The sequence below is a fragment of the Streptomyces sp. TLI_146 genome, from assembly GCF_002846415.1.
Lineage (GTDB): Bacteria > Actinomycetota > Actinomycetes > Streptomycetales > Streptomycetaceae > Streptomyces.
This window is the reverse complement of sequence record NZ_PJMX01000001.1, coordinates 2,038,800-2,060,429: the sequence shown is the minus strand read 5'-3', so window position 1 is coordinate 2,060,429 and position 21,630 is coordinate 2,038,800. Positions and strand designations below refer to the sequence as shown.

General features: G+C 71.7%; 25 protein-coding genes and 1 riboswitch. Of the genes, 11 read left to right on the top strand and 14 right to left on the bottom strand.

What is annotated here, in order from left to right:
* Both BX283_RS09455 and bioB read right to left on the bottom strand, forming a co-directional pair.
* Nucleotides 1-1,308 (bottom strand): adenosylmethionine--8-amino-7-oxononanoate transaminase, encoded by a 1,308-nt coding sequence (locus BX283_RS09455; RefSeq protein WP_101387191.1) that lies wholly within the window; start codon nucleotides 1,306-1,308, stop codon nucleotides 1-3.
* Nucleotides 1,301-2,494, bottom strand: coding sequence for a biotin synthase BioB (gene bioB / locus BX283_RS09450; protein WP_101387190.1), 1,194 nt, complete (start codon nucleotides 2,492-2,494; stop codon nucleotides 1,301-1,303). Before bioB ends, BX283_RS09455 begins: the two co-directional genes overlap by 8 nt.
* A 144-nt stretch (nucleotides 2,495-2,638) precedes the next feature.
* Between bioB and BX283_RS09445 the strand changes: the two genes are divergently transcribed.
* The gene (locus BX283_RS09445) at nucleotides 2,639-3,781 is read left to right on the top strand and encodes an 8-amino-7-oxononanoate synthase (protein ID WP_101387189.1); all 1,143 of its coding nucleotides are present in this window, start codon (nucleotides 2,639-2,641) and stop codon (nucleotides 3,779-3,781) included.
* A gap of 16 nt (nucleotides 3,782-3,797) precedes the next feature.
* On the opposite strand, the gene BX283_RS09440 is transcribed toward BX283_RS09445, so the two are convergent.
* Together BX283_RS09440 and BX283_RS09435 are read right to left on the bottom strand one after the other, a co-directional pair.
* Nucleotides 3,798-4,043 carry a DUF397 domain-containing protein gene (locus BX283_RS09440; RefSeq protein WP_101392242.1) on the bottom strand — a complete coding sequence of 82 codons (246 nt, stop codon included), beginning with the start codon at nucleotides 4,041-4,043 and terminating at the stop codon, nucleotides 3,798-3,800.
* 10 nt (nucleotides 4,044-4,053) lie between these two features.
* Nucleotides 4,054-4,911, bottom strand: coding sequence for a helix-turn-helix transcriptional regulator (locus BX283_RS09435; protein ID WP_101387188.1), 858 nt, complete (start codon nucleotides 4,909-4,911; stop codon nucleotides 4,054-4,056).
* Between the two features lie 242 nt (nucleotides 4,912-5,153).
* On the opposite strand from BX283_RS09435, the gene BX283_RS09430 reads away from it, so the two are divergent.
* Nucleotides 5,154-5,585: an ATP-binding protein gene (locus tag BX283_RS09430; RefSeq protein WP_101387187.1), complete on the top strand. Its 432-nt coding sequence runs from the start codon at nucleotides 5,154-5,156 to the stop codon at nucleotides 5,583-5,585.
* Nucleotides 5,586-5,653: 68 nt separating this feature from the next.
* Here BX283_RS09430 and BX283_RS09425 read toward each other — a convergent pair whose 3' ends face one another.
* From BX283_RS09425 to BX283_RS09415, 3 genes are all read right to left on the bottom strand, one after another.
* The gene (locus BX283_RS09425; RefSeq protein WP_101387186.1) at nucleotides 5,654-6,127 is read right to left on the bottom strand and encodes a C40 family peptidase; all 474 of its coding nucleotides are present in this window, start codon (nucleotides 6,125-6,127) and stop codon (nucleotides 5,654-5,656) included.
* A 4-nt stretch (nucleotides 6,128-6,131) separates the two neighbouring features.
* Nucleotides 6,132-6,315, bottom strand: a riboswitch (cyclic di-AMP (ydaO/yuaA leader).
* 315 nt (nucleotides 6,316-6,630) lie between these two features.
* Nucleotides 6,631-6,939 carry a hypothetical protein gene (locus BX283_RS09420; RefSeq protein ID WP_101387185.1) on the bottom strand — a complete coding sequence of 103 codons (309 nt, stop codon included), beginning with the start codon at nucleotides 6,937-6,939 and terminating at the stop codon, nucleotides 6,631-6,633.
* Nucleotides 6,940-6,943: 4 nt separating this feature from the next.
* Nucleotides 6,944-7,576, bottom strand: coding sequence for an ATP-dependent Clp protease proteolytic subunit (locus BX283_RS09415; protein WP_101387184.1), 633 nt, complete (start codon nucleotides 7,574-7,576; stop codon nucleotides 6,944-6,946).
* Between the two features lie 83 nt (nucleotides 7,577-7,659).
* Here BX283_RS09415 and BX283_RS09410 point away from each other — a divergent pair, with 83 nt between their 5' ends.
* From BX283_RS09410 to BX283_RS09375, 8 genes are all read left to right on the top strand, one after another.
* A complete protein-coding gene (locus BX283_RS09410; protein ID WP_101387183.1) occupies nucleotides 7,660-7,941 on the top strand; it encodes a type II toxin-antitoxin system Phd/YefM family antitoxin in 282 nt (93 codons plus the stop codon).
* A gap of 210 nt (nucleotides 7,942-8,151) precedes the next feature.
* On the top strand, nucleotides 8,152-8,454 hold the full coding sequence (locus BX283_RS09405) for an urease subunit gamma (protein WP_101387182.1): 303 nt from the start codon (nucleotides 8,152-8,154) through the stop codon (nucleotides 8,452-8,454).
* A gap of 15 nt (nucleotides 8,455-8,469) precedes the next feature.
* Nucleotides 8,470-8,781: an urease subunit beta gene (locus BX283_RS09400; RefSeq protein ID WP_101387181.1), complete on the top strand. Its 312-nt coding sequence runs from the start codon at nucleotides 8,470-8,472 to the stop codon at nucleotides 8,779-8,781.
* Entirely contained in the window at nucleotides 8,774-10,495 is a 1,722-nt protein-coding gene (locus BX283_RS09395; protein ID WP_101387180.1) for an urease subunit alpha, read from the top strand. Before BX283_RS09400 ends, BX283_RS09395 begins: the two co-directional genes overlap by 8 nt.
* Nucleotides 10,496-10,508: 13 nt before the next feature.
* Entirely contained in the window at nucleotides 10,509-11,183 is a 675-nt protein-coding gene (locus BX283_RS09390) for an urease accessory protein UreF (RefSeq protein ID WP_101387179.1), read from the top strand.
* A 187-nt stretch (nucleotides 11,184-11,370) separates the two neighbouring features.
* Nucleotides 11,371-12,048: an urease accessory protein UreG gene (gene ureG, locus BX283_RS09385; RefSeq protein ID WP_101387178.1), complete on the top strand. Its 678-nt coding sequence runs from the start codon at nucleotides 11,371-11,373 to the stop codon at nucleotides 12,046-12,048.
* Nucleotides 12,036-12,818, top strand: a complete 783-nt coding sequence (locus tag BX283_RS09380; RefSeq protein ID WP_101387177.1) for an urease accessory protein UreD — start codon at nucleotides 12,036-12,038, stop codon at nucleotides 12,816-12,818. The genes ureG and BX283_RS09380 overlap by 13 nt, the downstream gene beginning before the upstream one ends.
* Before the next feature lie 107 nt (nucleotides 12,819-12,925).
* Complete coding sequence (locus tag BX283_RS09375) at nucleotides 12,926-14,503, top strand: alpha/beta hydrolase (protein WP_257582359.1); 1,578 nt, start codon at nucleotides 12,926-12,928, stop codon at nucleotides 14,501-14,503.
* A gap of 57 nt (nucleotides 14,504-14,560) precedes the next feature.
* On the opposite strand, the gene BX283_RS09370 is transcribed toward BX283_RS09375, so the two are convergent.
* The 7 genes from BX283_RS09370 to BX283_RS09345 form a co-directional block, all read right to left on the bottom strand.
* Entirely contained in the window at nucleotides 14,561-15,589 is a 1,029-nt protein-coding gene (locus BX283_RS09370; RefSeq protein WP_101387175.1) for an NAD(P)-dependent oxidoreductase, read from the bottom strand.
* 64 nt (nucleotides 15,590-15,653) lie between these two features.
* Nucleotides 15,654-16,355, bottom strand: a complete 702-nt coding sequence (locus BX283_RS09365) for a 1-acyl-sn-glycerol-3-phosphate acyltransferase (RefSeq protein ID WP_101387174.1) — start codon at nucleotides 16,353-16,355, stop codon at nucleotides 15,654-15,656.
* Between the two features lie 40 nt (nucleotides 16,356-16,395).
* Entirely contained in the window at nucleotides 16,396-16,554 is a 159-nt protein-coding gene (locus tag BX283_RS40565) for a hypothetical protein (RefSeq protein ID WP_180357116.1), read from the bottom strand.
* An 83-nt stretch (nucleotides 16,555-16,637) separates the two neighbouring features.
* Nucleotides 16,638-17,594, bottom strand: coding sequence for a cytochrome c oxidase assembly protein (locus tag BX283_RS09360; protein ID WP_101387173.1), 957 nt, complete (start codon nucleotides 17,592-17,594; stop codon nucleotides 16,638-16,640).
* A gap of 105 nt (nucleotides 17,595-17,699) precedes the next feature.
* Nucleotides 17,700-18,725 carry a 6-phosphofructokinase gene (locus BX283_RS09355; RefSeq protein WP_101387172.1) on the bottom strand — a complete coding sequence of 342 codons (1,026 nt, stop codon included), beginning with the start codon at nucleotides 18,723-18,725 and terminating at the stop codon, nucleotides 17,700-17,702.
* A 159-nt stretch (nucleotides 18,726-18,884) separates the two neighbouring features.
* Nucleotides 18,885-19,613, bottom strand: a complete 729-nt coding sequence (locus BX283_RS09350; RefSeq protein WP_101387171.1) for a type 1 glutamine amidotransferase — start codon at nucleotides 19,611-19,613, stop codon at nucleotides 18,885-18,887.
* Nucleotides 19,614-19,636: 23 nt separating this feature from the next.
* Entirely contained in the window at nucleotides 19,637-20,875 is a 1,239-nt protein-coding gene (locus BX283_RS09345) for a MurT ligase domain-containing protein (protein ID WP_101387170.1), read from the bottom strand.
* Nucleotides 20,876-20,992: 117 nt separating this feature from the next.
* On the opposite strand from BX283_RS09345, the gene def reads away from it, so the two are divergent.
* Entirely contained in the window at nucleotides 20,993-21,556 is a 564-nt protein-coding gene (gene def / locus BX283_RS09340; protein WP_101387169.1) for a peptide deformylase, read from the top strand.
* Nucleotides 21,557-21,630 lie beyond the last annotated feature (74 nt).

Genomic DNA, 21,630 nt, shown 5'->3' with positions numbered 1-21,630 from the left:
TCAGCCCTCCCGAGCCGCAGCGCCCACGGCACGGCAGATCCGCGCCAGGTCCTCGTCGTTCGTCACATACGGCGGCATCGTGTAGACGAGGTCGCGGAACGGGCGCAGCCACACGCCCTCGCGGACCGCCGCCCGGGTCGCCGCCGCCATGTCCACGTCGTGGTCGAGCTGGACGACGCCGATCGCGCCGAGGACGCGGACGTCCTTGACCCCCGGCGTCCCCACCAGCTCGCCCAGACCGTCGCGCATCCCCGTCTCCAGGCGCTTGATCTCGCCCTGCCAGTCCTGGGACAGCAACAGGTCGATCGAGGCGCAGGCGACGGACGCGGCCAGCGGATTGCCCATGTACGTGGGGCCGTGCGCAAGCACCGGGACCTCGCCCGAGGAGATGCCCTCGGCCACCCGGGTGGTGCACAGCGTCGCCGCCATCGACAGATAGCCGCCGGTCAGCGCCTTGCCCACGCACAGCACGTCGGGCGACACACCGGCGTGCTCGGACGCGAAGAGCGTGCCGGTGCGGCCGAAGCCGGTGGCGATCTCGTCGAACACCAGCAGCACGCCGTACTCGTCGCACGCCTCGCGCAGCACCCGCAGATAGCCGGGGGAGTGGAACCGCATCCCGCCCGCGTTCTGCACCACCGGCTCGACGATCACCGCCGCCACCTCGTCGGCGTGGCGGGCGATCACCTCCCGCAGATGGCGTACATAGGCCTCGTCCGGCTCCGCGTCGTACCCCGTGGGGGGCGCGTCCGCGAAGACCTGCTCCGGCAGCCGGCCGGACCACAGCGAGTGCATGCCGCCGTCCGGGTCGCACACCGACATCGGCTGCCAGGTGTCGCCGTGGTAGCCGCCGCGCCAGGTCAGCAGCCGCTGCTTGCGCGGCTGCCCGACCGACTTCCAGTACTGCAGGCACATCTTGATGGCGACCTCGACCGACACCGAACCGGAGTCGCTGAGGAAGACGTGCTGGAGCGGCTCGGGGGTGATCTCCACGAGCTTCGTGCTCAGGCGCACGGCGGGCTCGTGGGTGAGCCCGCCGAACATCACATGGCTCATCCGGTCCAGCTGGCCGCGCACGGCCTCGTCCAGGACCGGGTGGCGGTAGCCGTGCAGCGCCGCCCACCAGGACGCCATGCCGTCGACCAGCTCGCGCTGCCCGTGCGCTTCCTCGGCGAGGCGCAGCCGCACCCCGGACGCGGACTCCACGACCAGCGGCTCCTGGCGGCCCGGCATGGGGCCGTAGGGGTGCCAGACGTGCTGCCGGTCCAGAGCCCGCAGCTCGGCGACGTCGTAACCGCGATCAGGCATTGGGCGCGAGGTCCGTTCCCGCACCCCGGCGGCGTACCGCCACCAGGTCCGTACGCGCCTCGGAGACCTCGGCCGCGGCGGCCGGGACGCTCTCGGAGCCGCACGGGCCGCAGCCGCCGCCCTGGTGCGAGCCGCAGCCGCTCTGCGCGTGCGAGCCGCAGCCCGCGGCGGCCAGCGCGTCGGCGCGGTGCTCGGGCAGCGTGGTCGTGCCCGCGCCCTCCACCTCGAAGCCGGCGTCCGCGATCATCTCCAGGTCCGCCTTGCCCTCCTGGCCCTCACTGGTGAGGTAGTCGCCGAGGAAGATCGAGTTGACCAGGTGCAGGGCGAGCGGCTGCATCGAGCGCAGATGCACCTCGCGGCCGCCCGCGAGCCGGACCTCGACGTCCGGGCAGACGAACCGGACCATCGCCAGGATGCGCAGACAGCGCTGCGGGGTGAGGTTCCACTCCTTGGCGAGCGGGGTGCCCTCGAACGGGATGAGGAAGTTGACCGGCACCGAGTCCGGGTCGAGCTCGCGCAGCGCGTAGACGACGTCGACGAGGTCCTCGTCGCTCTCGCCCATGCCCGCGATCAGCCCCGAGCAGGCCGAGAGCCCGGCGGAGTGCGCCTTCTGCACGGTGTCGACGCGGTCGGCGTAGGTGTGGGTGGTCGTGATGTCCCCGTACGTCCCCTCGGACGTGTTGAGGTTGTGGTTGTACGCGTCGGCGCCCGCCGCGCGCAGCCGCTCGGCCTGGCCGTCCGAGAGGAGACCGAGGCAGGCGCACACCTCGACGCCCTCGTTCTGCTCCTTGATCGCCTCGATCGTCTTCGAGACGCGGTCCACGTCGCGGTCGGTCGGGCCGCGGCCGCTGGCCACCAGGCAGACGCGCTTGGCGCCGCCCGCGACACCCGCGGCGGCCGCCTTGGACGCCTCGTCCGGCTTCAGCCAGGTGTACTTGAGGATCTCGGCCTTGGAACCGAGCCGCTGCGAGCAGTACGAGCAGTCCTCGGGGCACAGCCCGGACTTCAGGTTCACCAGGTAGTTCAGCTTCACCCGGCGCCCGAACCACTGACGGCGCACCTTGCCGGCCGCGGCCACCACGTCGAGCAGTTCCTCGTCGGAGGTCGCCAGTACGGCGAGCGCCTCTTCACGGCTCGGCAGCTCGCGCCGCAGCCCCTTGTCCACCAGCGTGTTCAGCAGGTCCATGGCGCCGATCCTTGCCCAAGACCCCGCTTCCAGCCAAGGAGGGATCGTACAACTGCGCTCCCGGAAGGTGTGTGTATTGCCACACCCTGACCTCGCCCGTCCAGGAATAGGGTCTGTCCGCTGCCTACAAAAGGGATCTTCACCATGCCCCGAGCGCCATTCGACTGGATCGACGGAGCGACCGAGCGGCGCGAGCGCGCCGGTCTCGTACGGGTGCTGCGGCCGCGCGCCGCCGACCAGGACCTCCTGGATCTGGCCAGCAACGACTACCTGGGCCTCACCCGGCACCCGGCCGTCACCCGGGGCGCCGCCGACGCGGCGCTGCGCTGGGGCGCCGGAGCCACCGGATCGCGTCTGGTCACCGGGACGACCGCGCTCCACACCGAGCTGGAGGAGGCGCTGGCCCGGTTCTGCGGGTTCGAGGCGGCGCTCGTCTTCTCCTCCGGGTACGCGGCCAACCTCGCCGCGCTGACCGCCCTCGGCGAGCGGGACTCGCTGATCGTCTCCGACGCGGGCAACCACGCCTCGATCGTCGACGGGTGCCGGCTCTCGCGCGCGCGGACCGAGGTGGTCCCGCACGCCGACCCCGAGGCCGTCGGCAAGGCGCTGGACGCCCACGGCGGGCCCGCGCTCACGGTGAGCGACTCGGTCTTCTCGGTGGACGGCGACGCCGCCCCGCTGCCCGGACTCGCCGCCGCCTGCCGGGAGTTCGGGGCGGCGCTGGTGGTGGACGACGCCCACGGCCTCGGCGTCCTGGGCGAGGGCGGCCGGGGCGGGCTGCACGCCGCGGGGCTCGCGGGCGACGACGACGTGGTGGCCACCCTCACCCTGTCCAAGTCGCTCGGCAGCCAGGGCGGCGCGGTCCTGGGCCCGGCCCGGGTCATCCGGCACCTGGTCAACGCCGCCCGCACGTTCATCTTCGATACCGGTCTCGCACCCGCTGCGGTGGGCGGCGCGCTGGCGGCGCTGCGGCTTCTGGAGGCCGAGCCGGAGCGGGCGGGCCGGGCCAGGGCCGTGGCGGCCGAGCTGCACGGACGGCTGACGGCGGCGGGCCTTCGGGCGGCGCGCCCGGACGCGGCCGTGGTCTCGGTGCGGGCGCCCTCGCCGGAGCAGGCGGTGGCCTGGGCGGCCGACTGCCGGGGCGCGGGACTCGCGGTGGGGTGCTTCCGGCCGCCGTCGGTGCCGGACGGCGTCTCCCGGCTGCGGCTGACCGCCCGGGCGGACCTGACTGAGGATCAGGTCCAGTGGGCAGTGGACACGATCCTGCGGACCGCGCCCACCGCCTAGTCCCCCGTTCGCATGCTCAATCCCTGCTGTCGGGCGCCTCGTTGAGCTCGACTGGCAGACCGGAAAGGAAGCTGTGCCAGGCCCGTGCTCCGAAGAGCAGCGCGGGTCCGGCGGTCCGCTTGGAATCGCGGACGGCGAGCAGTCCGGCGTCGAGGAATGCGGCCTCGACGCAATTGTTCATTCCTGTACTACGGCTGCTGCGCCGCCACTGCGCACCGTTCAGAGAAGTGCTGGAAGGTACATGCGCGGGGGGTGCGGGCATCATGCCTCCCTTACACGCCGTGAGTCATCCCGGCGATGAGATTCAATGATTCCTTGAACGAGAGGGCCTGCGCCTCGGCCAGGTGGAACGCGGCGCTGTACGCCTCAAGGTCTTCTCTCCGTTCGAGATAGAGGCTACTCGTCAAGTGGTCGATAACAACAACGTCCAGATCGGAAATGTGCGGAAAGGAGAAGATAATGAAAGGCCCGGTGAGACCGATATGGCCACCGCAGCTGAAAGGCAGCACCCGCAGCCGGACATGCGGCAGCTGAGCCGCCTCCAGGAGATGGCGCAACTGCCGCCGCATCGCGTCCGGCCCGCCCACCTCGCGGTGCAGCGCCGCCTCGTCGACCACCGCGCTCAGCTCCAGCGGCGGATCGGCCCGCAGCACCTCCTGGCGCGCCAGGCGCACCTCCACCAGGGAGTCCACCCGTACCGCGTCGAGCCCGCCGAGGGCCGCCCGGGTCACCGCACGGGCGTACTCGGGCGTCTGGAGCAGCCCCGGCACCACGGACGTCTCCAGGGTGCGCGCCGCCGACGCCTGTGACTCCAGGCTGATGAAGTCGCGGTACTGCGGCGGAAGCAGCCCACGATAGGCCTGCCACCACTGGCCGCCGCGCCCGTCCCGCGACCCCGCGAGCGCCTCGAGCAGCGCCCGCAGCCCGGGGTCGTCCACCCCGTACACCTCAAGGAGGAGGGCCACGTCGGCGGGCTTCACCCCGCTGCGGCCGGTCTCGATCCGGCTCACCTTGGACTGGTGCCAGCCCAGCTGCCCGGCGACCTCGCCGCTCGTGAGGGCGGCCGCGCAGCGCAGCCGGCGCAGTTCCTCGCCGAGTTTGCGGCGGCGTACCGCGGGCCCGTGCCACATGTCGGTCTCCTTCCACCCGGCCGGGATTCGGGTGATGGGCAAGTGTGGCGCCCAAATACGGTCCTTCGTCGCAGAGTTCACCGCTTTGAGCGACAGATATATGCACATCTTGGTGGATCGGCGCATCCGGCGGCACGATGAGTGGCACTCTGGCGCGAAGCACAAGTCCGGGCCGTCCTCGCGTTTGTCCGCTCGCTACGCGTCCAGCTGGCCGGCCCGGGTGGGAAAGGGACAGCGTCGCCATGGCAGACCACCAAGAATCCACCGTCACTCTGCCGAGCGATCCCGCCTCGGTCTCCGCCGCCCGCAGACACGTCGTCGGCGTACTCACCGAGTGGGGTCTTCCGACGGATGCCGACACCGCCGATACGATCCGCCTGATCGTCTCCGAACTCGCGACCAACGCCGTGCAGCACACGTTCGGCCAGTCGCCCACCTTCACCGTGGATCTGCGCCTGGAGCGCTACGAGCAGCTCCACATCGGTGTCACCGACAGCCATCCCCGCTGGCCGAAACGTCTTCCCGCCGCCGTCCAGCAGGACAACGGACGCGGCATGGTGATCATCCGCTGGCTCGCCGCCGAGTGCGGGGGGCGGCTGTCGGTCACCCCGACGCCGGACGGCGGCAAGACCGTCTGGATCGCGCTGCCGTGGACGGCGCCGGTCCAGAGCTGAGCCCCGTGCCCCCTCGCGGAGGCCGGTGACGCGGGCGCCCGCGTCACCGGCCTTTGATGCCGCGTGCGTCAGCGCACGCGTCCGTACCAGACGCTCTTCGACCAGATCTTCTCCAGCCGGACCACGGACCCCGTCTTGGGGGAGTGCCATATCTTGCCGTCCCCGGCGTAGATCCCCACGTGGTAGACGTTCGAGCCGGAGTGGAAGAACACCAGGTCCCCGCGCTGGCGCGCGGACGACGAGATGTGCCGGGTGCTGTTGTACTGCTGCTGGGTGGTGCGGGGCAGCTTCTTGCCCGCCTTCTTGAACGAGTAGAGGGTGAGCCCCGAGCAGTCGAAACGGTACGGGCCGCTGGCCCCGTACTTGTAAGGCGATCCCTTCTTCGACGCGGCGACATTGAGCGCCTTCGTCGCGAGTGTCGCGGCGCTCGCCTCACTGCTGGCCCCCGGTGCCAGCATGGTGCCGCCGACGGCGGCGAGGGTGAGGGCGGAGACCGCGCCGACACGGGTCAGCAGGGACGGGACATGATTCTGCGCAGGCATGCGCAACCCTTCGTCAAACCGCCTGCGAAGGATGACCTGTCGGGTTCGGACTGGCGAAGATGCCCGGCCGCTCACGCGGCTTCACCCCAAGGGCCTCCCGGTCTCCCGGTGGGCCCGCACTGCTTGGGTCCTCCACTCCTGCCGATCCACTCAGTCGACCAGTCATCCGGGTACGGCGGCAGGACTCGGCGTCCGCCCGGACCGCCCCGCCGCGGTGGCGGGGGCTTGTCGTCGGAAGGGATCTTGACCCAAGAAGTGTCGGATTTCCGAGCCGAAACGGCGTTTTGTGAGGCTCCTCACGACTGACCCGTTCGGGTGGACATCGATGTTTCAACGCCCCTGACGGCGTGTCCGACCTGCGTCGCAACAGCGATGGAACGATTCATTCCGTCCGGTGTCTGCACATTCGGAGCAACACCTGCGGTACGTCGTTCGGACCATCGGATGGTGCGAACGAGGGACGCCGACTCGTACCCGCGCCGGGGTGAGCGGACGCCGTGGCGTCAACTCGCCGCTGACGGCGGCGGCACCGTCAGCCGGCCCGCCCGGCGCTCCCCGTCGAGGGTCCGCAGCGCCCGCGCCAGCGTCTCGGAGTGCAACTCGCTCTCACCACGCCGGTGCATGGTCGTCAGCGCGTCCCGCAGTGCCACGGCCCGCCCGACGAGCGCCTGGGCGGCCCGCAGCGCGCCGTAGGTGTCGCGGTGCCGGGCGGGGTTGATCCGGCCCAGCTTGTCGAGCGCGTCGAGATACGCGTCGATGAACTCGCCCTCGGCGCGCGTCAGCGCGGGCAGCGGCGGCAGTTCGGGCACCACGGCGCTACCTCCCTTGCGGCGGGGCCGAGTTCTTGCGGCTGGTGACGACGTGGTCGACCAGCCCGTACGCGGCGGCGGCGCCGGCGTCGAGGATGGTGTCCCGCTCGATGTCGGCGCTGATCCGCTCGACGGACTTCCCGGTGTGCAGGGCCAGCAGCTCGGTCAACAGCTCGCGCCCGCGCTGGAGTTCACTGGCGTAGATCTCCAGATCGGAGGGCTGGCCCTGGATGGGCTCGTCGACCCCGGGCTGATGGATGAGGATCCGCGCGCCGGGCAGTGCGAGCCGCTTGCCCGGGGTGCCCGCGGCCAGCAGCACGGCCGCGGCCGAGGCGGCCTGGCCCATACACACCGTCTCCACGTCGCAGGTGACGAACCGCATGGTGTCGTAGATCGCCGTCATCGCGGTGAGCGAGCCGCCGGGGGAGTTGATGTACAGCGAGATGTCGCGGTCCGGGTCGGCGTGCTCCAGGTGCATGAACTGCGCCATCACGTCGTTGGCCGCGGTGTCGTCGACGGGGGTGCCGAGGAAGACGATCCGCTCCTCCAGGAGCTTCGCGTACGGATCGAGGGTGCGGACCCCGGTCGCGGTGCGCTCGGAGAACTCGGGCAGGACGTAGCGGGCGGACGGGCCGTGCATGACGTACCTCCTTCTCGTGCCGGTGCTTCAGCCGGTGCTTCTGTAAAAAATGTACAGGACGTACAGGCCGTTATGATGGGAGCATGGCCTATGAAATTCCGGTGACGCAAGCCCGAGCCGAGCTCGCCGAGCTGATCAACCGTGTGGTGTACGGCGGCGAGCGCGTCGTCGTGACCCGGCACGGCAAGCCCCTGGTCGCCCTGGTGTCCGCCGCTGACCTGGAGCGACTCGAAGGCGCGGCGGAGCCGGCCGAGGAGCAGGTGATCAGCTCCGTGTCCTCGGTGGGTCAGGTTCCGTCCGCTCCCGGCGAACGGCGCCGGTTCGGCATCGCCGCCGAGCACCGGCGGCCGCCGGTGGGTGACTGACGGGTTCCGGATCGCCGGGGCCGGTGATGGATGCATTGGCCATGGATATGCAAAGCGTCAGTTAACGAGCCGGAAAAACTTCCGCCGTAACGTGCAATGCCTGGCTGCGGAGCAGGGAACCCCAGGTCAACAAGGTGTTGAACTTGGCCGGGGTCCCGCAGCGTCGAGGCGGGATTCCCCCGTTCCGGGCACGACTGTGAGGTGGGAAGCGTGCAACTGACGCCGCACGAGCAGGAGAGACTGCTCATCCATGTGGCCGCGGACGTCGCGGAGAAACGCCGCGCCCGCGGGGTGAAGCTGAATCACCCCGAAGCCGTCGCGCTCATCACCTCGCACATCCTCGAAGGCGCCCGCGACGGCCGGAGCGTCGCCGAACTCATGGCGTCCGGCCGCAAGGTGCTCTCCCGCGACGACGTCATGCCGGGCATCCCGGAGATGATCCACGACGTGCAGGTCGAGGCGACCTTCCCGGACGGCACCAAGCTCGTCACCGTCCACGAGCCCATCGTCTGACGGGGGAGCGCCGCCATGATTCCCGGAGAGATCCTGTTCGCGGACGAGCCCGTCGCCCTCAACGAGGGCCGCGCGATCACTGCGATGACCGTCCTCAACGCCGCCGACCGGCCCGTCCAGGTCGGCTCGCACTACCACTTCGCCGAGGCCAACCCCGGCCTGGACTTCGACCGCGCCGCCGCCCGCGGGCTGCGGCTGAACATCGCCGCGGGCACCGCCGTGCGCTTCGAGCCGGGCATCCCCGTCGATGTCGAGCTCGTGCCCCTCACCGGCCGCCGGATCGTCAGCGGGCTGCGCGGCGAGACCGGAGGTCCCCTCGATGACTGAGCTCCACCGTGCCGTCTACGCCGACCTGTTCGGCCCCACCACCGGCGACCGCGTCCGGCTCGCCGACACCGATCTGCTCGTGGAGATCGAGGAGGACCGCTGCGGCGGCCCCGGACGCGCGGGCGACGAGGCGGTGTTCGGCGGCGGGAAGGTGATCCGCGAGTCGATGGGCCAGGCCCGCACCACCCGGGCCGAGGGCGCGCCCGACACCGTGATCACCGGCGTCGTCGTCCTCGACCACTGGGGCATCGTCAAGGCGGACCTCGGCATCCGGGACGGCCGGATCACCGCGCTCGGCAAGGCGGGCAATCCGGACACCATGGACGGCGTCCACCCCGACCTCGTCATCGGCCCCGAGACCGAGATCATCGCGGGCAACGGGAAGATCCTCACGGCGGGCGCGGTGGACACCCATGTCCACTTCATCTCGCCGACCCTGATCGACCAGGCGCTCTCCTCGGGCATCACCACCCTCGTCGGCGGCGGCACCGGCCCCGCCGAGGGCACCAAGGCCACCACGGTCACCCCCGGCCCCTGGCACCTCGCCCGGATGTTCGCGGCCCTGGAGAACGCGCCCGTCAACATCGGTCTGCTCGGCAAGGGCAACACCATGTCGCGCGAGGCCATGCACTCCCAACTGCGCGGCGGCGCCCTCGGATTCAAGATCCACGAGGACTGGGGGGCGACCCCGGCCGTCATCGACGCCTGTCTGAGCGTCTGCGACGAGACCGGCGCCCAACTCGCCATCCACACCGACACGTTGAACGAGGCGGGCTTCGTCGGCGACACCCTCGCCGCCATCGCCGGCCGCTCCATCCACGCGTACCACACCGAGGGCGCGGGCGGCGGGCACGCCCCGGACATCATCACCGTGGTCTCCGAGCCGTACGTCCTGCCCAGCTCGACCAATCCGACCCGGCCGCACACCGTCAACACCATCGAGGAACACCTCGACATGCTGATGGTCTGTCACCACCTCAACCCGGCCGTGCCGGAGGACCTGGCGTTCGCTGAGTCCCGTATCCGGCCCTCCACCATCGCGGCCGAGGACATCCTGCACGACCTGGGTGCCATCTCGATCCTCTCCTCCGACTCCCAGGCGATGGGCCGGATCGGCGAGGTCATCCTGCGTACGTGGCAGACCGCGCATGTCATGAAGGTGCGCCGGGGAGCGCTCGCGGGGGACGGGCGCGCGGACAATCACCGGGCGCGCCGCTATGTCGCCAAGTACACGATCAACCCGGCGGTCGCGCAGGGCCTCGACGGCGAGATCGGCTCGGTCGAGCCGGGCAAACTCGCGGACCTGGTGCTGTGGGAGCCCGCGTTCTTCGGCGTCAAGCCGCAGCTCGTCATCAAGGGCGGCCAGATCGCGTACGCGCAGATGGGCGACGCCAACGCGTCCATCCCCACGCCGCAGCCGGTCCTGCCCCGTCCGATGTTCGGCGCGTACGGGAAGGCCCCCGCGGCCAACTCGCTCAACTTCGTGTCGCAGGCCGCGCTCGACGACGGGCTGCCCGAACGGCTCGGCCTGGCCAAGGAGTTCACCGCCATCAAGAGCACGCGGCGGGTGGGGAAGGCGGACATGCGCGAGAACTCGGCGATGCCGGACGTCAGGGTCGATCCGGACACCTTCACGGTGACGATCGACGGGGAGGCGGTCGAGCCCGCGCCCGCCGCCGAACTGCCCATGGCCCAGCGGTACTTCCTCTTCTGAGAGCGGCTGGTACATGACTCGCGCAGCTCTGCTCGTCCTCGCCGACGGCCGGTTCCCGGCCGGTGGGCACGCCCACTCGGGGGGTGCCGAACCGGCCGTCAAGGCGGGCCGGGTCCATGACGCGGCCTCCCTGGCGGAGTTCTGCCGGGGGCGGCTGCACACGGCCGGTCTGGTGTCCGCCTCGCTCGCCGCGGCGGCCGCCCTCGGGCTCGACCCGCTCGCCCTGGACGAGGCCGCCGACGCCCGCACCCCGTCCCCGGCGCTGCGGGCGGCCGCGCGCAGGCTCGGCCGCCAGATGATGCGGGCGGCCCGGGCCACCTGGCCCGGCGAGGAGCTGGCCGCGCTCGCCGCGGCCCGGCCGCGCGGGGCGCATCAGCCGATCGTGCTCGGGCTCGCCGCGCGGGCGGCGGGGCTCGGAGCGGAGGACGCCGCGCACTGTGTGGCGTACGAGTGTGTGAGCGGGCCCGCGACGGCGGTGGTGCGGCTGCTGAGCCTCGATCCGTTCGACGCGACGGGTGTGCTGGCGGGGTTGGCGCCCGAGCTGGACGAGGTGGCCTCGCGGGCCGCCCGGCTGGCGGCCTCGGCCGCGGTGGAGGGGCTGGACGCGCTGCCCGCCGCGTCGGCGCCGCTGCTCGATGTCATGGCGGAGGCGCATGCGGCGTGGCCGGTGCGGCTGTTCGCGTCGTAAGAGACCTCTTGCGGAGCCGCTGGGGGCTCCGCCCCCGACCCCCGATCGCCCTGAACGGGCTCGTCCTCAAACGCCGGACGGGCTGAAAAGACTGCCTGGTCGGGCCGCAACAAGCCCGCCGGACCACAGGAAATCCCGCCCCGCCAGGGCGGACACGAAGCCTCCAAGCCGAAATGGAGCCGCAACCATGCACCTCGACCACTCCCACCCCGGCCCCGCCGCCCTCAGCGCCGACGCCCACCGGCCCGACGGGACCCGCCGTGCCCTGCGTGTCGGGCTCGGCGGGCCCGTCGGGTCCGGGAAGACCGCTACCGTGGCCGCGCTCTGCCGGGCCCTGCGGGACCGGTACTCGCTCGCCGTCGTCACCAACGACATCTACACCCGCGAGGACGCCGAGTTCCTGCTGCGCAACGCCGTGCTGCCGCCCGAGCGCATCCAGGCCGTGGAGACCGGTGCCTGCCCGCACACCGCCATCAGGGACGACATCTCCGCCAACCTCGAAGCCGTCGAGGACCTGGAGGAGGCGGTCGGGCCGCTCGATCTGATCCTGGTCGAGTCGGGCGGCGACAACCTCACCGCCACCTTCTCCAAGGGGCTGGTCGACGCGCAGATCTTCGTCATCGACGTGGCGGGCGGCGACGACATCCCGCGCAAGGGCGGGCCCGGAGTCACCACGGCCGACCTGCTCGTCGTCAACAAGACCGACCTCGCCCCGTACGTCGGCTCGGACCTGGGGCGGATGGCCCGCGACGCCAAGGAGCAGCGGGCCGAACTGCCCGTCGTCTTCCAGTCGTTGAGGTCCGAGGACGGCGTGGACGCGGTCGCCGAGTGGGTGCGGGAGCGGCTCGCCGCATGGACGGGCTGACCCCGGGCGCGGGAGTGCGCGCCACCGCCCGGATCGTCGCCACCCCCGACGGGCTGCCGGTGCTCGCGGGAGAGGGGCCGCTCGCGCTGCGCCGCACCCGGGCCACCGGCGAGCATCAGCGGGTCACCGTCGTCGGGGCGATGAGCGCCCCGCTCGGCGGCGACCGGATCGCCGTGGAGGCCGAGGTGCGGGACGGGGCCCGGCTCACCGTGGACTCGGCCGCCGCCACCATCGCCCTGCCGGGGCGGACCGGCGCGCCCGCGCACTACGACGTACGCCTGAGCGTCGGGTCCGGCGGCGCGCTGCACTGGCTGCCCGAGCAGCTGATCTCGGCGCGCGGCAGCGATCTGCGGATGCGCACCCGCGTCGAGCTCGCGGCGGACGCGCGGCTCGTGCTGCGCGAGGAGCAGATCCTCGGGCGCCACGGCGAGGAGCCCGGTACGCTCGCCACCCGGCTCACCGTGCACCGTGCGGGCCGCCCGCTCCTCGACCAGGCGCTGTCGTACGGGCCCGGCGCGCCCGGTGGCTGGAACGGTTCGGCGGTGCTCGGCGGGCACCGGGCGGTGGGGCAACTCCTCGTCGTCGACCCGGGGTTGGGGGAGAAGCCCGTCGAGGCGCGGCTGCTGGGGGAGAGCGCGGTACTGACACCGCTGGCCGGGCCCGCGTTCCTGGTGACGGCCCTCGCGCCGGACGCCCGGCTGCTGCGGCGCGTCCTGGACGACATCGGCACCGCTCAGCGGGACTTCCTGCCCCGGCTATCGGTTCGGTAAAGAAACACCAGTACGACCTGTTCTCGACGGCCACCGAGGCGCGAGGATCCCCCGAGACCATGGAACGCGCCGCTCCGACGCGGCGCACTTCAGCAGGGGGGAACGACTTGAGACGCACCGCAGTGCTCGGCTCGGCCGGCACTCTGATCGCGGGCACGCTCATAGCGGGCGCGATCGCGGCACCGGCGGCCACCGCCGAAAGCCGTCACAAGGGCACGTCCGAGGCGCGCGGCGTGCAGCTCGCCGCCGAGCGGGCCGCCAAGAAGGGCATCGACTGGACCGACTGCCCCGCCGACTGGGGCTTCGCCAAGCCGATCCAGTGCGGTTACGTCAGCGTTCCGCTCGACTACGCCCACCCGTACGGCCAGCAGATCAAGCTCGCCGTGGACCGCGTCGCCTCGACCGGCACCCCGGCCGAGCGCCAGGGCGCGCTCATCTACAACCCGGGCGGCCCCGGCGCGTCCGGCATGCGGTTCCCGACCCGGGTGACCAACAAGAACCCCCTGTGGGTCAACACCGCCAAGGCGTACGACTTCGTGGGCTTCGACCCGCGCGGCGTGGGCCACTCGACGCCGATCTCCTGTGTCGACCCGCAGGAGTACGTCAAGGCGCCGAAGGCCGACCCGGTCCCGGACAGCGAGGCCGACAAGCGCGCCCAGCGCAAGCTCGCCGCCGAGTACGCGGACGGGTGCGCCGAGCGCAGCGGCTGGATGCTGCCGTTCATGACCACCCCGAACACCGCCCGCGACCTGGACGTGATCCGCGCCGCGCTCGGTGAGAAGAAGCTCAACTACCTGGGCGTCTCCTACGGCACCTACCTGGGCGCGGTCTACGGCACGCTCTTCCCGTCGCACGTGCGCCGCATGCTGGTGGACAGCGTCGTCGACCCGGCGCGCGACAACATCTGGTACCAGGCCAACCTGAACCAGGACGTCGCCTTCCAGGGCCGCTGGAACGACTGGCAGGACTGGGTCGCCAAGAACGACGCCACCTTCCACCTGGGCGACACCCGGGCCGAGGTCGAGGCGCAGTGGCTCAAGCTGCGCGCCCAGGCGAAGAAGAGCCCCCTGGGCGGCGTGGTCGGCCCGGCCGAGCTCATCGCGTACTTCCAGAACGCCCCGTACTACGACTCCGCCTGGGCGCCCACCGCCCAGAACTGGAGCAAGTTCGTGGCGGGCGACACCAAGGCGCTGGTCGACGCGGCCGCTCCCGACATGTCGGACACCAAGGGCAACATCAGCGCCGAGAACGGCAACGCGGTCTACACCGCCGTCGAGTGCGCGGACGCCAAGTGGCCCACCAGCTGGAAGAAGTGGGACCGGGACAACACCCGGCTCCACAGGAACAACCCGTTCATGACCTGGGCGAACGCCTGGATGAACCTGCCGTGCGCCACCTGGCAGACCAAGCAGCAGACCCCGGTCGAGGTCAAGACCGGCAAGGGCCTGCCGCCCGTCCTGATCGTCCAGAGCACCCGCGACGCCGCCACGCCGTACCAGGGCGCCGTCTCGCTGCACCAGCGCTTCAAGGGCTCGCGCCTGATCACCGAGAAGGACGCGGGCTCGCACGGGGTGACCGGTCTGGTCAACCCGTGCATCAACACCCGGGTGGAGGCCTACTTCCTCTCCGGCAAGGTCGACAGCGCCGATGTGACGTGCACCCCGCACGCCACGCCGAAGCCGTAACCACGCACTACGCATGAAAGAGGGGGCGGCCGCCACCGCGGCTGCCCCCTTCGCGCGTCAGGCTCGCCCGGCCAGCCAGGCGTCCTCGGCCGCGTAGTCGAACAGGTCCGGGTAGTTGGCCATGCCGGGGAACGCCTCCCGCCAGTCCTTGTCCCCGAGCCGGTCCGCGATCGAGGCGACCGTCTCGGGCAGCGACTGAACGTACCCGGTCACCGGGCGGTAGCCCAGCTCGCGCTCCGCCTGCGCCATGTCGTAGACGATCGGGTGCGGGCCGCCCCACGGGGTGAGGCCCACCAGGCCCTCCTGCGGCGCCCCTTCGAAGAGCACCGTCTCGCTGCGGACCCCGAGCACCTCGTCGACGGCCGCGCTGATCTCGGCGACGGTCGGCGCCTGCGGATCGGCCGCGTTGAGCACCCGCGAGCCCGGCCGCAGAGCGGCCAGCCGGATCAGCTCGGCGATGTTGGCGACATGCGCCGGATGGAAGCGGCTCCGCCCGCCGTGCGCGAGCACCCGCACCGGCCGCCCGTCCAGCGCCCGCTTCACGAAGAACAGCTCACGCGGGCCGCGGCAGTGCGGGCCGTGGATCGCGCCCGCGCGCAGCAGCGTCGACGGCAGCCCCGAGGCGAGCAGCTCCCGCTCCAGCTGGATCTTGCGCGTACCGTATGTCCGGTCGCCCGGCGCGACCGTGGCCAGCGTCTCGGGGATCGGCACCGGGTAGCGGGGCGAGCCGTCCGGCTCCGCCTGGGTGTCGAAGCTGCGGCCCCGGTCGTCCTCGTACACCGCCCCGCTGGAGATCACCACGGCCGAGCCGATCCGGTCCGCGAGTCCGGCCAGCTGCCGGGCGTGCCCGCCGTCGTACGCCACCATGTCCACCAGGACGTCGCAGCCGTCGCCGAGCGCCGCCGCGAGCGCCCCCTCCCCGTCCCGGTCGAGCGCGAGCGGGCGTACCCCGTCCGGCCAGCCCGGATCGCTCCCGCCGCCGCGCGAGGCGGCCCGCACCTCCCAGCCGTCCTCGGCGAGCGCGCGCACGGCGGCCCGCCCGATCTGTCCCGTGGCCCCTATGACGAACGCTGTTCCCTTGCCCATGCACGGGACGCTACGGCCGCGTGATCACCGGGGCCAGACAGTTGCGCCGTGCGCGGATCCGCTGTCAGCCGAGGATCCTGGGGAACTTTCCGGCCTCCTCGGCCTTCACGTCGGCCGCGTACCGGTCCACGTACTCCTGCCCCGACAGCTCCAGGATCTTGTACATCAGCTCGTCGGTGGCGGCCCGCAGCACGGCCTTCTCGTTCTCCATGCCGGTGTAGCGGGAGAAGTCGAGCGGCTCGCCGAACCGGATGGTGACCCGCCTGATCTTCGGCATGACCTGCCCGGGCGGCTGGATCTCGAAGGTGCCGACCATCGCGCACGGGATCACCGGCACCTGCGCCTTCAGCGCCATCACGGCGACGCCGACCTTGCCCTTGTAGAGCTTTCCGTCGTGCGAGCGGGTGCCCTCCGGGTAGATGCCCAGGAGCTCGTTCCTGCGCAGCACCCCGAGGCCCTCGCGGATCGCCGCCTGCCCGGCCTCCTTGCCGGAGCGGTCCACCGGGATCTGCCCCACCGCGCGGAAGAAGGCGGCGGTGAGCCGGCCCTTGATGCCGGGCCCGGTGAAGTACTCCTGCTTGGCGAGGAAGGTGATGCGGCGCTTGAGCATCACCGGCATCAGGAAGTGGTCGGAGAACGACAGGTGGTTGCCCGCGACGATCGCCGGCCCCTCGTCCGGAATGTGCTCCAGACCCTCGATCCTGGGCCGGAACAGCAGTCGCAGGAGCGGTCCCAGCAGGGCGTACTTGAGCACGTAGTACAGCAACGCACCAGCTCCTCACTCGGCCCGCCCGCCGGGCCGCCGCTCAGGCGCTGCGCGAAGCCGCCATGCCCACCGTCGCCAGGCCGAGGACCACCCAGCCGAACCAGAGCCAGCCGCTGCTGCCGAGCGCCACCGTGTACGCAGTGATCATCACCAGCGCCACGACGGTGAGCACCACCATCGCCTTCGTCGTGCCGGGCATGGGGTCCCCTTCCTCCCGGCCGCTGCCGTGGAGTCCATGGTCGCCCCGAAAAGGCCCGCCGCGCCAGAGCGGCGCACCGGGTGTTACTGCCCGCGTGCGTTGAGCGAGGCCAGATAGGCGTTGTAGGCGGCCAGCTCCTTGTCGCCGTCGCGGTCGGCGGCCCGGTCCTGGCGCTTGGCCTCGCGCTTCTCGGTCGCGTACCACTGGAAGACCAGCGCGATCAGGACCACCACGGACGGGATCTCGCTGAACGCCCAGGCGATGCCGCCGGCCGCCTCCTGGTCGGCGAGCGCGTCGATGCCGAGCGAGGAGGGCGGGTTCTTGTACGTGCCGATCATCGGCTGGGTCGCCATCATCAGGGCGATGCCGAAGAAGGCGTGGAACGGCATGCCCGCGAAGAGCTCCAGCATCCGCATGATGTAGCCGGGGCGGTGCGGGCCCGGGTCGACGCCCATGATCGGCCAGAAGAAGACCAGGCCGACGGCGAGGAAGTGGACCATCATCGCGATGTGGCCGGTCCTCGAACCCATCAGGAAGTCGAAGAGCGGGGTGAAGTAGAGCGCGTAGAGGCTCGCGATGAACATCGGGATGGTGAACGCGGGATGCGTGATCACCTTCAGATAGCGGCTGTGCAGCAGGGCGAGCAGCAGCTCGCGCGGGCCCTTGCGGCCGCGTCCGGCGACCGGCAGCGCGCGCAGCGTCAGCGTCACCGGCGCGCCGAGCAGCAGCAGGATCGGCGAGAGCATGCTGATGACCATGTGCTGGACCATGTGCACGCTGAACATGACCATGCCGTAGTCATTGAGCTTGGTGCACATCACCAGGGCGATGCTCAGCACGCCGAGGGTCCAGAAGACCATCCGGCTCACCGGCCAGGAGTCGCCGCGCCTGCGCAGCCGCAGCACCGCCCAGCCGTACAGCCCGAGCCCCGCGAGACAGCCGATCAGGAAGAACGGGTCCGTGGACCACTCCAGGCCGCGCTCCAGCGTGAACGGCGGCAGATCCATGTTCATGCCCATGCCGTGCCCGCTGTGATCCATCCGCTGACTCCTGATTTCGTACCGGTTGTCCGCACCCAGAGTAGAGCCGCCCCCGGCCGCGATCGCGACCGGGGGCGGCTCTTTGGGCGCAGAACAATCCGGGTGCTACAGGACGCACTCCGCCTCGGCGTACCGCTCGGCCGGGACGGTCTTGAGCGTCGCCGTCGCCTCGGCGAGCGGGACCATGGTGATGTCGGTGCCGCGCAGCGCGGTCAGCATCCCGAACTCGCGGCGGTGCACGGCCTCCACGGCGTGCCAGCCGAACCGGGTGGCCAGGACGCGGTCGTACGCGGTCGGGGTGCCGCCGCGCTGGACGTGGCCGAGGATGACCGCGCGGGCCTCCTTGTTCAGCCGCCGCTCCAGCTCCACGGAGAGCTGGCTGGCGACGCCCGCGAAGCGCTCGTGGCCGTAGATGTCGGTGCCGCCCGCGTCGAAGCGCATCGAGCCCTCGCGCGGCTTGGCGCCCTCGGCGACGACCACGATCGCGAACTTCTTGCCCGCCGAGAACCGGCGGCCGACCAGCTCGGTCAGCTCGTCGATGTCGAAGGGGCGCTCCGGGACGACGATCGCGTGGGCGCCGGCGGCCATGCCCGAGTGCAGGGCGATCCAGCCGGTGTGGCGGCCCATGACCTCGACGATCAGCACGCGCTGGTGCGACTCCGCGGTGGTCTTGAGGCGGTCCAGGGCCTCGGTGGCGACGCCGACGGCCGTGTCGAAACCGAAGGTGACGTCGGTCGAGGCGATGTCGTTGTCGATGGTCTTCGGCACGCCGACGATGGGCAGGCCCGCCTCGGAGAGCAGATGGGCCGCCTTGAGCGTGCCCTCGCCGCCGATCGGGATGATCGCGTCGAGGCCGAGCTCGGCGACGTGGCCCTTGGCGCGCTCGACGCCGTCGCGCAGATGCGCGGGCTGGACGCGGGAGGAGCCGAGGATCGTGCCGCCGAGGGCGAGGATGCCGCCGACCGCGTCCAGGTCGAGCTTGCGGTAGTCGGCCTCCAGGAGACCCTTCCAGCCGTCGTGGAAGCCGATGACCTCGTCGCCGTGGTCGACCACCGCGCGGTGCACGACGGAACGGATGACGGCGTTCAGGCCGGGGCAGTCGCCGCCGGAGGTGAGTACACCAATTCGCATTGCCCGGAAAACCTTTGCAACGTGGGCCGACGACCGGACCCCGTCGTCCGGTTGGATCCCCGCCACCCTACCGGCGCAGGGTGGCGGGGCCGAATCAGCGGTCCGACTGATGGACGTCGTACGAAGCTACGAATCGCCGTCCGGGTGCCTGATTCCGGGTCAGGCGGGCTGGGTCGCGGAGGCGATGCGCTCGGCGCGCAGCGCCTCGTACCACCGGTCGTCGGTCGGCGGCAGCGCGTTCACATCGAGGGCCAGCTTCAGCAGCAGGTCCGCGATCTGCGGGTTCCGCGCGAGCACGGGGCCGTGCATGTACGTGCCGAAGACCGTCTCGTTGTACGCGCCCTCGGTGCCGTCGCCGGTGCCGTTGCCCCGGCCCAGGCGGACCCGGGCGAACGGACGGGCCGTGGGACCCAGGTGCGTGATGCCCTGGTGGTTCTCGAAGCCGGTCAACTGCGGAAGGCCGAGCCGCTCGTCGATGTCGCCCAGCACGTCGCCGACGCACCGCTCGCCCTCGCCCCGGGTGGAGACCACGTCGAGCAGGCCGAGGCCCGGCTCGCGCTCGCCGAGGTCGTTGATGAACTCGTGGCCCAGGATCTGGTACCCGGCGCAGACCGAGAAGATGATGGCGCCGTTGGCGGCGGCGCGCTGGAGCCCGCCGTCGCGGCGCAGCCGCTCGGCCGCCAGCCGCTGCGGCCGGTCCTCGCCGCCGCCGATCAGATAGATGTCGCCCGACGACGGCACCGGCTGGTCGCTGCGGACGTCGAGGCGGGCCACGTCGAGGCCGCGCTGACGGGCCCGGCGCTCCACGACCAGCGCGTTGCCCTGGTCGCCGTAGGTGCTCAGCAGGTCGGGGTAGACCCACACGAGGCGCAGGCTGTTGTCGCTCATGCTCGCTTGCTCCTTAGGGGGTCTCAGTTGCCGACCGTGCGGCGCACGTCCTGGAAGGCGGTGTAGTTGGCGATCAGCTCGATCTGGCCGGGCGGCGCGAGCTGGACGCACTCCGCGAGGCTCTCGCAGACCCGGAAGTCCAGGTTCGCGACCTCCAGGCGGACCGCCAGGTCCAGCTTGCGGTCGCCGATCACGAAGATCGGGTGACCGGCGAGCCGGGTGTAGTCGACGTCCCACAGCCACGAGGTGTCCGTGCCGTCGGCGCCGCGGGCGTTGACGGAGAGGATCACCGGCGTGGGCGGCGGGTCGATCAGGGAAAACGTTTCGAGCCAGCCTGCCGGGTTCTTGGCCAGCAGCAGCCGCAGCTCGCGGTCCTGGAAGGACACCACGTCGTAGCGCCCCGCGACCGCCTGCACCTGGTACATCCGCTCCAGGGCGACCTGCGGCGGCACCCCGAAGACCGCGGCGACCGCGGCGGAGGTGGCGGCGTTGGCCTTGTTGGCGCGGCCGGGCAGCTGGAGGTGGATCGGCCAGGCCGAACCGTGCGGGTCCAGGACGTAGTCGCCGTTGAGCACCCAGCTCGGGGCGGGGCGGCGGAAGCCGCACTCACCGCAGAACCAGTCGTCGCCGGGGCGCTGCATCACACCGCCGCAGGCGGGGCACGACCAGGCGTCGTCCTTCCACTCCTGGCCCGCCGCCACCCACACCACGTTGGGGGAGGACGACGCCGCCCACACGACCAGCGGGTCGTCGGCGTTGGCGATCACCACGGCCTTGGTGCCCTGGAGCCCCTCGCGCCACTTCTCGGCGAGCATCCGGGTCTCGGCGGCCCGGTCGAGCTGGTCGCGGCTCAGGTTGAGCAGCGCGATCGCCTTGGGCGTCACATCGCGCGCGACACCCGCGAGGTACTTCTCGTCCACCTCGATCACGCCGTAGCGGGCGTCCGAGCCGCCCGCCAGCGCCGAGGTGATGCCCGCGGGCATGTTGGCGCCCAGCGCGTTGGACACCACCGGGCCGCTGGCCCGCAGCGCCTCGGCGATGAGCCGGGTCGTCGTCGTCTTGCCGTTCGTCGCCGAGACCAGGACCACGTCCAGGTGAGTCGCCAGCCGCCCCAGCAGATCGGGGTCCAGCTTGAGCGCCACCCGGCCGCCGATCACCGATCCACTGCCCCGCCCCGCCGCGCGCGACACCGCCGCAGCGGCCTTGCCCGCCGTCACGGCGAGCTTGGCCCGCGGTGACAGCGGCTCCGCGTTGCCTGCCATCGTCCTTGATCCTCCTTGCGCCTGGGTCGGACCTCAGCCTATCGAGATCCGGACAGCGGCCCGAACCGCGCCACCACCGGCGCGGCCGCGAGCCCCCTGGAACGTACGCTTACGACCATGCGTCACCGTCCCATTCCCGGCAGTTCCGGCTCCGTACGAGAGATGTCTCTCCTCGGCGCCCCCGCTCTGCACACCCCCTGCGAGCCCGTCACCGACTTCGGTCCGGCCCTCGGCCGGCTGGTCGAGGACCTCTTCGCGACGATGTACGCGGCTCAGGGGGTGGGGCTCGCGGCCAATCAGATCGGCGTGGGGCTGCGGGTGTTCGTCTACGACTGCCCCGACGACGAGGACGTCCGCCACCTCGGACACGTCGTCAACCCGCGCCTGGTGACGGCGGACGGGCTCGTGCTGCGGGGGCCGGAGGGGTGCCTGTCCCTGCCGGGCCTCGAAGCGGGGACGGAGCGGTACGACTCGGCGGTGGTGGAGGGCTCGACGGTCTCGGGCGCGCCCGTACGGATCTCGGGCACCGGGTTCTTCGCGCGGTGCCTCCAGCACGAGATGGACCACCTGGAGGGGGTCGTGTACGCGGACCGCTTGACGGGGTGGCGGAAGGCGCGGCTGGAGCGGGGGGTGCGGCGGGCGCCGTGGGGTGGCCGGGGGCTTCGGCCCCGGACCCCCTGAGTTTGGCTGCGGACCGTGGTGGGTTGCTCGCGCCCGCGCGGCGGAGCCGCAAATGTCACAGCCCCGCGCCCCTG